Genomic DNA, 12490 nt, shown 5'->3' with positions numbered 1-12490 from the left:
TGGACACCTTGTATCCTACCAGGAGGGCTCTTTTTTTTGACAAACCCCAAATTACTTCAATACAGGAATGCTTTCCTATCCTGGAACAAAAGCGCGGAGCGCCTTTTGGTCGGAAGGGCGTGCGGAGTCGCTGCAAGATTTTTGAGGGAAGAAAACGTTTTTTTCTTCCCGAGCAGCGCATGGAGCCGCCGTCACACTGTATGAAAACTTATACATTCCTATCATGGAACAAAAGCGCAAAGTGCCTTTTGGTCGGAAGGGCGTGTACCGCAGGTTCTTTGAGGGAAGCATAAGTTTTTCATGTTTCCTGCGCAGCCGGCTGCGCCGTCACCCTGAATGAACACTTATACATTCCTATACTTACAAAAAGACCGGGCTTCCTCGAAGCCCGGGTCTAAATGGAATCTATAAGAGGCAGCACACCTCATATCTGCTTTAAAATACTTCTAGAATTTCGACTTCCAGGTCTCCACCCGGGGTGGCAACCATCACGCGGTCTCCTTTTTCTTTCCCCATAAGACTTCTCGCCATCGGCGAATCATTCGAAATTTTCCCTTCCAGGGGATCGGCTTCCGCACGTCCGACGATCGTGTATTCTTCTTCGTCTTCATCTGGAAGTTCTTTAATCTTTACTGTTTTTCCGACTTGCACGGAAGATGATTCAACGTCTTCTTCGATGATTTCCGCATTACGGATCATCGCTTCCAGCTGCTGAATACGGCCTTCTACAAAGGCCTGTTCTTCTTTCGCTGAATCGTATTCCGAGTTCTCAGAGAGATCGCCGAAACTGCGAGCTATCTTAATACGTTCGACTACCTCTTTTCTTTTTTCCGTTTTCAGGGATTCCAGTTCAGCCTCGAGTTTTTCTTTTCCTTCTTCTGTCATGTAATGCTTTTCTTCAGCCATCATTGTCTCTCTCCTTCTTCAACATAAATAGTCAGCGTTTTCAATATTGGAGCCTGTGAAACTGGGAAGCGCTCCATCCCGAAATAAAAACGGAACAGAGCGCGGATTCCCAATTTATCCGGCATGTTTGTATTATAATGAATTCCTATTGAAATGCCAAATCTTTTACAGCATTGACTTTTCTTCCAGAATCGTTTTTATTTTGGTAACCATTAAATCTACAGCAACATGGTTATGTCCACCTTCCGGCACGATGATATCCGCGTAGCGTTTCGTCGGTTCGATAAACTGCAGGTGCATCGGCCTGACAACCGTCGTATATTGATCAATCACCGAATCGATGGTCCGTCCCCGTTCATTAATATCCCGCATGAGCCTGCGGATAATACGCATATCAGAATCTGTATCAACAAACAGTTTAATGTCCATCCATTCCCTTAGACGGTCATCCTCCAGAATCATGATTCCTTCGAGAATAATGACGTCTCTCGGCTCAACATGGATTACCTCATCCGCCCTTGTATGATTGGCATAATCATATACAGGCTTTTTGACGGCTTCTCCTCTGCTCAGCTGATCGAGCTGCTGCATGAGCAGTTCATTATCGAAAGCGAGCGGATGGTCATAGTTGGTCTTCAGCCTTTCTTCCATAGGAAGGTGGGTTTGATCCCGGTAGTAGGCATCCTGCTCAATCATAAGAATGGACTGTTCAGGAAACTGGCGGTAGATTTCATGTGCTACGGTCGTTTTTCCAGAGCCGGAACCTCCGGCTACTCCAATAATGATAGGCTTCTTCTGCATAATTCTATTCCTTTCACGTCATCATACTAAACGGCATATTTTCCTGTCAACGCAGGCGCGTTAACGCTTCCTGGTCACCATCAGCCCATCTCCGGCCGAAAGGAGAGAGGAAGCAAAGCGGGGGTTATTCATCAAATTTTCATTATACTCACGCAGCTTGCTGACCATCGACCGAACACTTCTTGTTTTCACCGGTTCCTGACCGGAGACATAGCCTTTGAACAGAACATTATCCGATAGAATCAGTCCCCCTCGATGAACAAGCGGCTCGTACAGTTGAAAAAATTTCTCATACTGTCCTTTGGCTGCATCAATAAACAATACGTCAAACGGCGCATGGGCAGCAGCCTGCTGGACCGATTCAAGTGCATCACCGCGGATGATCCGGACGCGGGCGGATTCTCCAGCACGCTCGATGTTGCGCTCAGCCGCCTCTGCCATGACAGGATCCCGCTCCATTGTAATGATCTCTGCTTCCGGAAGAACCTCCAGCATCCGCAGCGCGGAATAACCGACAGCCGTGCCGATCTCCAGGATCTTCAACGGCTGGTGAATTTCCAGGATCGTGAGCAGGACCTGCATTCCTTCCGGATCCATAATCGGGATGTTTTTCTGCAGCGCCTCCCGTTCCAGATCCTGAAAGAAGGCAGAACGTTCCGGCAGCAGGCTTTCTATGTAGTTGTATTCGATGCTTTCCCTATCGCTCATGCTTTTCTTCCTCCCAATTTAACCGGGCAATCTTAACATAAGAAAGAGTGCGGTGTAAAGACCACCGCACTGTCTCTCTAATCTCCCTGATATTCGCTCGTCACTTCCTGGTGATCAGCGTATGTCTCATTCAAGTAAAATTCACCATCAGGGGAGTGGAAAAAGTAGAGATAATCATGCTCTTCCGGATTATCTGCTGCCTGGATAGAATCTGCTCCAGGATTGTTAATGGGACCTGCAGGCAGACCGTCTGTCCGGTACGTGTTGTAAGGGGACTGCAGCTCCAGATGTTCGTTCAGGGTTCTCGCAAATCTTTCTCCATGAGCATAGGCGACAGTTGGATCCATTTCGAGCCGCATCGGAACGGAGAGGCGATTTTCAATCACGCCGCTGATCAATGGCCGCTCTTCATCAGAACTCGCTTCACCTTCGATTATCGACGCTTTTGTCATCACTTCATGCATCTCTTCTTCAGTTACATTTACCGCAAGGTTGACTTCCTGCTGCGTCCGATTCAGCATCTGCTGCAGCAGCTGCTCTGCTTCCAGCTCCTCCTGTACAAAATCATAGCGGGCCGGGAAAAGGTATCCTTCCAGCGGTTCTCTGATATCGTCATCCAGAATATGTTCTGTCAGTATACTGAACTGGTCAATCATGTTTTCAAGGAAGTCTTCATCCCTTGCCGCATCCTCCAGTTCTTCCACCGTCAGATTCGTCTCCGAGGCGATAATATCGAATGCTTCCTCCACCCAGAGTCCTTCCGGTATCGTAAAGGAGTGGGCAAATTCTTCTTCGATCCGGCCTTCTTTGAGTTCTTCAATAATCGTATCCACATCCATGGATGGTGACAATTCATACGTTCCAGCCTGGAAGCCGGATTCGTTCTGGAATCGGACATAATAGCGGAACATCGTCTCGCTGCTGATGATTCCTTCTTCTTCCAGAATTTCAGCAATTTCATCCGGATGCGAACCTATCGGAATATTAATGGTGTATTCATCGTCATTTTCCGGTTCTTTCGGCTCCAGCGCAGCCATGACGTACTGATATCCGCCAAACGCTACTGCTGCCGCAGTCAGGACGAGTACTGCCAGAAAAGCGAAGATGATTTTCCGGACAGCACCGGCCTCTTTTTTCCGCTCTTCTATTTTTTGACGGTACATCTGTTTTTTTCTCGCTTTTTTCTCTTCTTTTGTTTCATCAGTCACACGGAGTCTCCCCCTTCCAGACTTTATTATACAATATTCCACTTTTCATGTGGGGGAAGCACCGAAAATATATAAGTTTTTTCTCCAGTACGAATAAACAAACAGCCGACGCGTCAGCGGACAGAGCAAAAGCGCAAAGCGCCCCTTGACAGAGACGGTGTGCGGGCGTCGATGCAGGATGTATAGAGAAGGTGTCGTACTTCCCGCGCAGCCGGCACAGCCGCCATTTCCGGAGGCAGCGGGCTCAACGACTCCCTTCTTCCTTCGGCCAAAAGGGGGCTGCATTTCTGTCTTCTGCAGCATGTATACAGAACCCCGGCAGGAGCGATCCTGCCGGGGTTCTCATTTCTATTGCTTCTTCACGCAGATGAACCTGGTCCGTCTGCGTGCACCGCTTCATTTATTCTTCCGAGAACGTATTAAGAAGTTCTTCTACCATGTCCCACTCTTCCTCTGTTTCAATTGGGAAAAGGGAAATGTCCCCGCCTTCCGATTCTTCATATCGAAACGCATGAACCTCCACTTCTTCTTCCTCTTCGTCTTCATTTGTTCCTTCCGGTGCGAGCACCATGTAGGATTTCTCTGTACTATCTACGTCGAACGTAAAGAGAATTTCAAATAAATGTTCGTTGCCGTCCTCATCCGGAATGACGATTTTGTTGTCGTCCCCTTCCGGCTGTTTAATATCAATTTCAGACATCGTGAGCCTCCTTAAGTTGAGCTGCGGCGGTCGAGGTAATTCTGCAGGATCATGACCGCCGCCATTTTATCGATTACTTTTTTTCGCTTTTTCCGGCTTACGTCAGCGTCTACCATGACGCGCTCTGCAGCCATCGTGGTCATTCGTTCATCCCAGAGGTGCACTGGCATTCCGGAAGCAGTGCGCAGTTTTTCTGCGAAATCTTCACATAGTTCTGCACTCGGTCCAATCGTGCCGTTCATGTTTTTCGGATGACCAACGACAAACTCAGAAACTTCATGCTCTTTTGCGAGTGCAAGAACCGCCTGCAGATCCTCTTCTTCTTCGGTCCGCCGGATGGTTGTAATTCCCTGTGCTGTCCACCCGAGCGCATCGCTTACAGCCGTACCGATTGTTTTTGTTCCTACATCCAGTCCGAGTATTTTCATTACTTCCCCTTCACATGATCCGAGAGATAGGATCTTACGAGCTGTTCAATGATCTCATCTCTCTCCAATTTCCGGATCATCGTGCGGGCGTCATTGTGTCTCGGAATGTATGCAGGATCGCCGGACAGCAGGTAGCCGACGATTTGATTGATCGGGTTGTACCCTTTCTCATCCAGTGAGCCGTGTACGTGCGTCAGCAGTTCCCGGACCTGTTCATCCATCGAATCGTCTTCGTTGAAATTGAACTTCATCGTTTTATCCATAGAGCTCATGTTCCCGCCCTCCCTCTTCCTTGTTTCACTAATCTCAGTACCTTCATTCTAGTATGCTTTTGGGTCATTGTACACGAAAGCGGACTAATTCTTTACAAGTTCCGGTACTGCGGCGAGTGCTTCTTTTACTTTAGAAGGATCTTTCCCTCCTGCCTGAGCCATGTTCGGACGGCCGCCGCCCCCGCCGCCGCACGCTGCTGCGACTTCTTTGACGATGTTGCCGGCGTGATGGCCGTCTTTTACCAGATCGTCCGAGACGCTTGCGACAATATTGACTTTCCCGCTGCTCACTGCCGCAAGCACGAGAATACCTGAATCTACTTTCTCTTTCAAGGAATCAGCGAGCTGACGCAGGGCGTTCATGTCAGCTGCGTTCACCTGTTCCGCAAGAACCGGCACCCCGTTGACATCCGTCATTTGATCAAGGAGACTCCCTGCCTGCATCTGACCGAGCTTGGCTGAAAGGGATTCATTCTCCTTCTCCCTCTCCCTGAGCTGCTGCTGCAGCTGGTGCACCCGTTCCGGTACATCATCCACAGAAGCTTTCAGGCTGTCTGCAGCCTCCTTCAGTTTATCAAGACGACCGTTCATGAATTCATATGCGTTCTTCGCTGTGACTGCTTCGATTCTGCGGACACCGGCGCCGATGCCGGCTTCGGAAACGATTTTAAACAGCCCGATTTCTGCTGTATTCTGAACGTGACAGCCTCCACAGAGCTCCAGGCTGTAGTCTTCCATCTGTACGACACGTACATCAGATGCGTATTTTTCACCGAAGAGCGCCATGGCACCCATTTCTTTCGCCTGATCCAGGCTTGTTTCAAAAATGTCGACCGGCAGGGCTTCCCAGATCTTCTCGTTTACTGCTGTCTCGATCCGCTCCATTTCTTCCTCTGTCACCTGACCGAAATGGGAGAAATCGAAACGGAGACGATGCGGTTCGACGAGCGAGCCGGCCTGATTGACATGTTCACCGAGGACATCTTTCAGTGCCTGATGCATCAAGTGAGTCGCCGAGTGGTTTTTGATGATGGCCTTGCGTGCGCCCTCGGCTACTTCTGCTGTTACTACAGCTCCTGTTCGAAGCGTGCCCGACTCAATCACACCCGTGTGCAGGTGCTGTCCGTTCGGAGCTGTCTGTACGTCCGTCACCCGGACAACAGCGTCTCCCTGCACAGTTCCAACATCCGCAGTCTGTCCGCCGCTTTCGGCATAGAACGGCGTCTCGTCCAGCATGAAGTGTACTTCTTCCCCGGCAGAGGCGAGGTCTGCTTCGGCTTTGTCTTTCACAATCGCAGTGACCTTCGTTTCCTGCTGCAGCTGTGTATAGCCGATGAAGGTGGATGGCACGGTAATCGCCCCGAGTACTTCATCCTGCTGCTGCATCGACCCACTGTCCTGACGAGCGGCGCGGGCTCTTGCACGCTGTTTTTCCATCTCCTGCTCAAAACCTTCTCTGTCGGTTTCCAGTCCGGCTTCTTCGACGTACTCCTCTGTGAGATCGACTGGGAAGCCATACGTATCATAAAGCTTGAACACGTCCTCACCGGACACAAGGCGGCGGCCGTCCCTGGATGCACGAGCAATGACTTTCTGCAGCATCGTCAGACCATCGTGCAGCGTTTCGTGAAAGCGTTCTTCTTCATTTTTCATGACTTTCTGGATGAAGTCCTGTTTTTCCTTTACTTCCGGATAAAATTCTTCCATGACACCGCCGACGATAGGGACAAGGCGATACATGAACGGCTCCTCGATCCCGAGCACTTTAGCATAACGCACCGCGCGCCGCAGCAGCCGGCGGAGAACGTAGCCGCGTCCTTCGTTGGATGGGAGTGCTCCGTCACCAACGGCAAACGTCACGGTCCGCACGTGGTCGGCGATCACTTTAAACGCCGTGTCGAGTTCATCACTGCTGCCGTAGTCCCTGCCGGAAACAGAGGCCGTTTCACGGATGATCGGCATGAACAGATCGGTATCAAAGTTTGTCGGTGCATCCTGGATCACAGATACCATCCGTTCCAGTCCCATGCCGGTATCAATGTTCTTCTTCGGCAGCGGCGTGTAGCTGTGGTCCGGATTGTGGTTGAACTGGGAGAACACCAGGTTCCAGATTTCCAGATGACGTTCGTTTTCCCCGCCGGGATACATTTCCGGCTCTTCTTCATCGTCGCCGTAGGCCGGACCGCGGTCGTAGAAGATCTCCGTATTCGGTCCGCATGGTCCTTCTCCGATGTCCCAGAAGTTTTCTTCCAGACGGATGATCCGTTCTTCCGGCAGGCCGACTTCCTCATGCCAGATCCGGAAGGCTTCGTCGTCTTCCGGGTAAATCGTTACCGCAAGCCGGTCCGGGTCAAAACCGATCCACCGCTCACTCGTTAAAAACTCCCAGGCCCAGTGGATCGCTTCTTTTTTGAAGTATTCTCCGATGGAAAAATTGCCGAGCATCTCAAAAAACGTATGATGGCGAGCTGTTTTTCCTACGTTCTCAATATCGTTGGTCCGGATCGATTTCTGCGCATTCACGATACGTGGATTGTCCGGGATTACCCGTCCGTCGAAGTATTTTTTTAAAGTAGCTACCCCGCTGTTGATCCAGAGCAGGGAGGCATCTTCGTGCGGGACGAGGGGAGCGCTCGGCTCCACGGCATGTCCTTTTTCTTTGAAAAAGTCCAGATACATCTGACGGACTTCTGCTGACGTTAACGCGTTCATGTGTGTGTTCCTCCTTTAAAAATCTAAGTCCATAAAAAAATCCCGTCTCCTGTCTAAAAACAGGGACGAGATAAATCACGCGGTACCACCCTGGTTACAGCCGTCCTGCAGCTGTCCCCTTGACCAGCACATAACGGGTGCCTGCCGGCAGGTTTTAACTGCACTCAGGAGAAGCTGTCAGCTGTCTTCACCGTGGTTTCTTCCAGCCCAGGGAAACCACTCTCTGGCAGGCGGGCTCAGCCAACGTACCTCCGTCTTCACGTTTCTTATCCTTCCTCATTATAGAAAGAAGTGTTATCCGTTGTCAACATGCTCCTCTTCCGGCTGAAGACGGTGGACGAGCGTTGTATTCCGCTCTTCTTCCCCGTCTGTCTGGACAGCATACGACAGCGAAGACCATTCCCCGCACAGCAGCAGGAACTGCTGTGCCCTGGTGATACCGGTGTAAATCAGTTTTCTTCGCAGCATGCGCGAATAACTTCTCACGACCGGCATGATGACCATCGGAAATTCGCTGCCCTGCGACTTATGGATGGAACAGCAGTAGGCATGGGTAATCTGTGTTAAATCCTGCCTCGTGTACGTCACTTCCGTTCCATCAAAAGCAATCACGAGCTGCAGCTGCTTTTCCGCCGTTTCTTTTTCCGTCAAAATGGCGACAATTTCGCCGCGGTCCCCGTTAAACACGTTATCTTCCAGGTTATTCACGAGCTGCAGCACCATGTCGCCGACACGGTAGCTCACATCACCGAAGGACACTTCTTTCGTCCCCGGACGCTTTGGATTAAACAGCTCCTGCAGCTGGAGGTTGAGCGCGGTAATGCCGGCAGGTCCTCGATACATCGGTGCGAGCACTTGAATCTCTCTCGCCGTGTAGCCCTTTTCCACTGCACGCCTGCAGATCGCGGTAATCATCTCCGCCGCTGCATCCGGCCCGCAGCTGAAAAAGCGCAGATCACTGCTGGAATGGTCGATCTTTTCCGGCAGCCGGCCTTCCTTAATGTCGTGGGAAAACGTGATAATCTGGGAGTCGTACGATTGACGGTAAATATCGGTGAGCTTCACGACCGGCACGCAGGAAGAAGCAAGCAGATCGGCAAGTACCTGCCCCGGCCCGACTGACGGAAGCTGATCCTCATCTCCTACAATGAGCACCTGCATCCCATTCGGCACCGCCCGGAACAGCTGATTCGCGAGCCACGTGTCGACCATCGACATTTCATCAATGATCAGGAGACTTCCGTCCAACGGCGTATCCTCATCTTTTTCGAACCCTTCCGATTCCAGGCCTTTGTAGCCGAGGAGCCGGTGGATGGTTCCTGCGGGCATGCCCGTAGACTCCTTCATCCGCTTCGCCGCTCTTCCCGTCGGAGCTGCGAGCAGAAAGGGGAACGTTTTCCCTTCGTAATCATCTTTGCGGATAGAAAGGCCGTGCAGCTCGGCATAGACTTCAATCACCCCCTGGATGACGGTCGTTTTTCCGGTTCCAGGCCCGCCTGTCAGCATCATCACCGGCGAGGTGACTGCCTCCATCACAGCCTGCTGCTGTGATGGTGCGTATGTGATATCATGTTTATCTTCGACTTGCCCAATAGCTTTGAGCAGCTCGGATTCTGGAAATTCCATGTTCCGCTGATCCATGATCCGGCGCACATTGGATGCAATCCCCTGTTCCGCGTAATAAAGAGAGGGAATATACATGCGGTTGTCTTCCGTGATGATCTTCCCTTCCTCGTCGAGTTCGACCACAATGGCCGCCGCCTTCTCCGGATCAATGCGCTCTTCGCTGTCTTTTTCCAGTAGATCGACGGCGCGTTGGATGATCTCCTCCCGATCGGCATACACGTGCCCGTCGCTCAGGCAGTGTTCATGCAGCGTATACTGGAGCGCCGCACGGATCCGGTCAGGATGGCTGCCGCGGATGCCTTGATGATGACCGATCTGGTCCGCTTTCGCAAAACCGATGCCCTCGACGTCCTCTACCATTTGATACGGGTTCTTCTCAATAATCTCGACTGCTTCCGTCTTATAGGTCTGATAAATTTTAATCGCCAGATGAAGACCGAAACCATAGGCATACAACCTGGTCAGAACTTCCTCGATGCCTTGATCCTCCAGCAGCTGTTTATGTACTGCATCCGCTTTTTCACTGTCCAGCTTCGGAATCTCTGTCAGTCTGCTTGGACGTGCCAGAATCGCGGAAATCGCGTCGAGACCGAAGTGGTCTACGATTTTTTCTGCTGTTTTCCGACCTATGCCCGGAAAACGGTCACTGGAGAAATAGAGCTCTAGGCCATGTTTTGTATCCGGCTTTTTCTTTTCATACGTGTCAAAGCGGAACTGCTTCCCGAACCTTGGATGCTCCTGGAGCGAGCCGTAGAAAATATAGGTGATGTCCTGCTCGGGCTTTGCCATCAGTCCGACGACCACCATCTCTTTTTCTTTCCACTCAAAAGAAGCCGCCTGTTTTTTGATTTTCGCCACGGTATAAAGAGAGTCTTCCTGATGATAAATCAGGTGGAGAAGCTCTCCTTTAATATACGGGGTTGTCTCCTCCACCATGATCCCTCCTAGTCCTCGAGGCTGTCGATGATTTTTGTCATCTGTTCCCGGCCATTGGCTGCCAAGGCGTGGTCCGGCTGAGCGTCGAGCGCTCGCTCAAACATATTTAATGCGCCATGGGCATCTTCCTCGTATGCCAGAGCGACACCGTAGTTGAACATCGCATCAGCGTGGGAATCATCCAGTTCGAGCACTCGGTCAAACTGCGCTTTGGCCTCGGGAATCTCTTCCTGCTGTGCGAGTGCCAGTCCATAATGAAAGCGTGCGTCGACGTCTTCTGGATTCAATTCAATGGAAGTCTGCAGCTGTGGAAGTGCACGCATAACGTCTCCGGACTGAAAATAACTCATCCCGAGCATGTAATACACGTCCCCTTGGTGAAGCCCGTTTTTCTGCGCGGCAAGATAGGAACTGATCGCCTTCTTGTACTCTTCCTGATTATAATACAGATTACCGACACCGTAATAGGCAGCTCCGACGGTGTCGTCAATTTCAATCGCTTTCTCATAAAACGTGACAGCGCGGTCCTCTTCTCCGACTGCTGCCAGCAGATTGCCGAAATTGGTAAACGCAACAGCATCTTCCGGGTTCTTTTCGATCGCTTCGTTCAGCAGTTTCGCCGCTTCTTCAATATTGCCTTCCTGCATTTCCTGCACAGCCTGTTCATTTAAATCCATGACAAGACCTCCTTCAATGAGTTTTCATTTTCTCCTGATGACAGCTCGGTTGATCGAGGTCCGATTCTGATCAAACCAGGCTGCCGTCTTCTTCTGCGGTAATCCTCTTTTATTGACAAAGTGCTGAATTCCTCGAGTGTTAACGGGAAAAGCGCCCGGCATCTGTAGTTTCTGGCTGCAGTCACGGCTCCAGAAACAGCACTGCTTTTTCTTTTCTTTCAGGAACCGCACGAAGCGCAAGCCTGCGGGCTCCTGAAGAAAAAGCACGCTGAAAGTCAGGCCGGTTTCAGCGCCGGTTCTCCCGATCATCAAGGCTCAGCACGAGGTGGAATGGAACACAAAGAGCGCTCATGACCTTCAGCTGCCATGAGCGCTTCATCGGTACAGCTGGTTACTGCGTCTGCACTGCCGCTGCTTTTTCGATCTGCTCGATAGTACCTCCCCCGAGGCAGACATCGTCGTCATAGAAGACGACGAACTGTCCCGGTGTGACGGCGCGTGCTGGTTCATCAAAGACGACACGGACGGTGTCATCCTTCTGTGGGTACACCGTCACAGGCTCGTCCTGCTGCCGGTAGCGGAACTTCGCCGAACATCGGAACGGCTCCTCCGGTCGGTCTCCGGATATCCAGTTGACCTGGGAGGCTTCCAGTGCGTCGGAGTACAGCTGCTGGTGATGATATCCCTGCCCGACGAGCAGCACGTTACGTTCGAGATCTTTATCTACGACGAACCACGGCTCACCAGGCCCGCCGATTCCGAGTCCCTGCCGCTGACCGAGCGTGTAGTACATTAAACCGTCATGGCTGCCTTTCTCTTCCCCATCCAACGTTTCCATCTTTCCCTTCTGCGCTGGAAGGTACTGCGAAAGAAAGGACTTGAAATTCCGCTCGCCGATGAAACAAATGCCGGTGCTGTCTTTCTTGCCGGCGGTTGCCAGTTCTGCTTCTTCTGCAATCCGGCGCACCTCTTTCTTCTCCATCTCCCCGAGTGGGAAGAGGACGCGCTGCAGCTGTTCCTGACTCAGCGCATTGAGAAAATACGTCTGGTCTTTGTTGTCATCCACTCCCCGCAGCATGTCGGTACGCCCGCCGTTTCTGCGGACCCGTGCGTAATGACCGGTTGCCACATAATCGGCACCGAGGGCGAACGCGTGCTCGAGGAATGCTTTGAATTTAATCTCTTTATTGCAGAGGACATCCGGATTCGGCGTCCGTCCTTTCTTGTATTCATCGAGAAAATACGTGAATACTTTATCCCAGTACTGCTGTTCAAAATTCACGGAGTAATATGGAATGCCGATCTGATCACAAACACGGACCACATCCTCATAATCTTCCGTGGCGGAACAAAAACCATTCTCATCGGTCTCGTCCCAATTTTTCATAAATATGCCGATCACGTCGTAGCCTTCCTGCTTCAGCAGATGCGCTGTGACAGACGAATCTACGCCGCCGGACATCCCAACGACAACACGTGTATCCTGCTTCGCTGTCATAGGTGCTTCCTCCTCTGA

11 protein-coding genes are annotated in these 12490 nt (G+C 51.2%); all 11 read right to left on the bottom strand.

Going from position 1 to position 12490, the window contains the following annotated elements:
• Positions 1-435: 435 nt before the first annotated feature.
• Entirely contained in the window at positions 436-909 is a 474-nt protein-coding gene (gene greA / locus G477_RS0112450; RefSeq protein WP_035211996.1) for a transcription elongation factor GreA, read from the bottom strand.
• Between the two features lie 162 nt (positions 910-1071).
• Positions 1072-1707: a uridine kinase gene (gene udk / locus G477_RS0112445; protein ID WP_026698230.1), complete on the bottom strand. Its 636-nt coding sequence runs from the start codon at positions 1705-1707 to the stop codon at positions 1072-1074.
• Positions 1708-1767: 60 nt separating this feature from the next.
• Positions 1768-2415: an O-methyltransferase gene (locus tag G477_RS0112440; RefSeq protein WP_026698229.1), complete on the bottom strand. Its 648-nt coding sequence runs from the start codon at positions 2413-2415 to the stop codon at positions 1768-1770.
• Between the two features lie 77 nt (positions 2416-2492).
• Entirely contained in the window at positions 2493-3623 is a 1131-nt protein-coding gene (gene mltG, locus G477_RS0112435) for an endolytic transglycosylase MltG (protein WP_026698228.1), read from the bottom strand.
• A gap of 400 nt (positions 3624-4023) precedes the next feature.
• The gene (locus G477_RS0112425) at positions 4024-4323 is read right to left on the bottom strand and encodes a DUF1292 domain-containing protein (RefSeq protein ID WP_035211995.1); all 300 of its coding nucleotides are present in this window, start codon (positions 4321-4323) and stop codon (positions 4024-4026) included.
• Positions 4324-4334: 11 nt separating this feature from the next.
• Positions 4335-4751 carry a Holliday junction resolvase RuvX gene (gene ruvX / locus G477_RS0112420; RefSeq protein ID WP_026698226.1) on the bottom strand — a complete coding sequence of 139 codons (417 nt, stop codon included), beginning with the start codon at positions 4749-4751 and terminating at the stop codon, positions 4335-4337.
• A complete protein-coding gene (locus G477_RS0112415) occupies positions 4751-5023 on the bottom strand; it encodes an IreB family regulatory phosphoprotein (RefSeq protein WP_026698225.1) in 273 nt (90 codons plus the stop codon). The genes ruvX and G477_RS0112415 overlap by 1 nt, the downstream gene beginning before the upstream one ends.
• An 84-nt stretch (positions 5024-5107) precedes the next feature.
• A complete protein-coding gene (gene alaS, locus G477_RS0112410) occupies positions 5108-7735 on the bottom strand; it encodes an alanine--tRNA ligase (RefSeq protein WP_026698224.1) in 2628 nt (875 codons plus the stop codon).
• 294 nt (positions 7736-8029) lie between these two features.
• A complete protein-coding gene (gene recD2, locus G477_RS19570; RefSeq protein ID WP_035211993.1) occupies positions 8030-10297 on the bottom strand; it encodes an SF1B family DNA helicase RecD2 in 2268 nt (755 codons plus the stop codon).
• A gap of 8 nt (positions 10298-10305) precedes the next feature.
• Positions 10306-10974 (bottom strand): tetratricopeptide repeat protein, encoded by a 669-nt coding sequence (locus tag G477_RS0112400; RefSeq protein ID WP_026698223.1) that lies wholly within the window; start codon positions 10972-10974, stop codon positions 10306-10308.
• 391 nt (positions 10975-11365) lie between these two features.
• Positions 11366-12472: a tRNA 2-thiouridine(34) synthase MnmA gene (mnmA, locus tag G477_RS0112390; RefSeq protein WP_026698221.1), complete on the bottom strand. Its 1107-nt coding sequence runs from the start codon at positions 12470-12472 to the stop codon at positions 11366-11368.
• Between the last annotated feature and the right edge of the window lie 18 nt (positions 12473-12490).

This window comes from Alkalicoccus chagannorensis DSM 18086, from assembly GCF_000429725.1.
Taxonomy (GTDB): Bacteria; Bacillota; Bacilli; order Bacillales; family Salisediminibacteriaceae; genus Alkalicoccus; species Alkalicoccus chagannorensis.
This window is presented reverse-complemented; position numbering and strand designations above follow the sequence as displayed.

Excerpts from the sequence above, each read along its gene's own strand:
- greA (WP_035211996.1), bottom strand. The coding sequence starts at position 909 with ATGATGGCTGAAGAAAAGCATTACATGACAGAAGAAGGAAAAGAAAAA.
- udk (WP_026698230.1), bottom strand. The coding sequence starts at position 1,707 with ATGCAGAAGAAGCCTATCATTATTGGAGTAGCCGGAGGTTCCGGCTCT.
- G477_RS0112440 (WP_026698229.1), bottom strand. The coding sequence starts at position 2,415 with ATGAGCGATAGGGAAAGCATCGAATACAACTACATAGAAAGCCTGCTG.
- G477_RS0112425 (WP_035211995.1), bottom strand. The coding sequence starts at position 4,323 with ATGTCTGAAATTGATATTAAACAGCCGGAAGGGGACGACAACAAAATC.
- ruvX (WP_026698226.1), bottom strand. The coding sequence starts at position 4,751 with ATGAAAATACTCGGACTGGATGTAGGAACAAAAACAATCGGTACGGCT.
- G477_RS0112415 (WP_026698225.1), bottom strand. The coding sequence starts at position 5,023 with ATGAGCTCTATGGATAAAACGATGAAGTTCAATTTCAACGAAGACGAT.
- alaS (WP_026698224.1), bottom strand. The coding sequence starts at position 7,735 with ATGAACGCGTTAACGTCAGCAGAAGTCCGTCAGATGTATCTGGACTTT.
- recD2 (WP_035211993.1), bottom strand. The coding sequence starts at position 10,297 with ATGGTGGAGGAGACAACCCCGTATATTAAAGGAGAGCTTCTCCACCTG.
- G477_RS0112400 (WP_026698223.1), bottom strand. The coding sequence starts at position 10,974 with ATGGATTTAAATGAACAGGCTGTGCAGGAAATGCAGGAAGGCAATATT.
- mnmA (WP_026698221.1), bottom strand. The coding sequence starts at position 12,472 with ATGACAGCGAAGCAGGATACACGTGTTGTCGTTGGGATGTCCGGCGGC.